The organism is Winogradskyella sp., from assembly GCF_016744625.1.
Classification (GTDB): Bacteria; Bacteroidota; Bacteroidia; order Flavobacteriales; family Flavobacteriaceae; genus Winogradskyella.
In genome coordinates, this window is sequence record NZ_JADGDZ010000128.1 from 6,019 (window position 1) to 7,197 (window position 1,179).

The 1,179-nt window shown below is 30.0% G+C and carries 1 protein-coding gene; it reads left to right on the forward strand.

Annotated elements, in window-relative coordinates:
- Positions 1-1,080, forward strand: a 1,080-nt coding sequence (locus QZZ53_RS16360) for a serine hydrolase domain-containing protein (RefSeq protein WP_296386689.1), incomplete at its 5' end; no start/stop codon positions are given.
- Between the last annotated feature and the right edge of the window lie 99 nt (positions 1,081-1,179).

The window sequence follows — 1,179 nt, forward strand, 5'->3', positions numbered from 1 at the left end:
TTTAAAACCTCAGAAAATGGCGTTTTTAATGAATTAATTCTAATACAACCTGATGGAACAATGAAAGCGAATCGAATAAAAAAGGGAGAATTTGATGATTTAACTACTATTGATAAAAAACTTATTGATAATGACTTTTCAGGAGTTATTCTAGTCGCTCAAAATGACAGTATAATATTTAACAAAGCATATGGTAGAAAAAATAATCAAGAAAATGGACTTAACGAGATAAATACCGTTTTTGATATTTGTTCTATTACTAAACAATTCACCGCTGCTGGAATACTAAAATTGTCCATGCAAAATAAGGTTTCTACTAGTGATAAGCTATCAAAATACTTTGAGACTGTTCCAGACGATAAAAAAAACATCACCATTCATCAACTGCTCACACATTCTTCTGGTTTAATAACTGGGATAGGAGACGATTATGATACCGTTACAGAAAAAGAGTTTCTAAACCAAGTATTCAGTAGTAAACTGATGGGTCAGGTTGGGGAAAAGTTTAATTATTCTAATATAGGATATAGCTTGCTTTGTTTAATAATTGAAAAAGCTAGCGGAATGGATTATGAAACCTTTTTAAATGAAGAAATTTTTAAACCCTCAAAAATGAATCATACTGGCTATGTACTTCCAAATTGGAAAAATAACGAAGTGGCTAATGGTTTTTTAAATGGTACTGAAGCTAAAAAACCTAATGAAGAGAATTGGAGTAAAAAAGGTCCATACCTCAACCTGAAAGGAAATGGTGGGCTTTTAACAAGGGCAAGTGACTTATTACTTTGGAGCCAAGCAATACAAAACAATACAGTACTTGATGAAGCTACAACCTCTAAATATCTCTATCCTCATTTTCTATGGGATGATATGTATACTCACTATGGGTATGGCTGGGGAATTGAAAATAATGATTCAGAAAATAAGTTAGTGCTACATGGTGGCACAAGTGATCTGTTTGCTACAGATTTGTGGATGTATCCTAAAAAGGGAATTACAATAATTGTACTTAGCAATAAATTTGATGAATATGTTTACTCAATTGCAAGAAGATTTTCAAATTTTTTATTAGAAAAGTAAAGTAATCATATAAAGAACTTCTTATTTTAATATTTAAATCATATAAAATTAAAGATGATTTAAGAATTGTTATTGAAGATGTAATCCATTTAATAGATT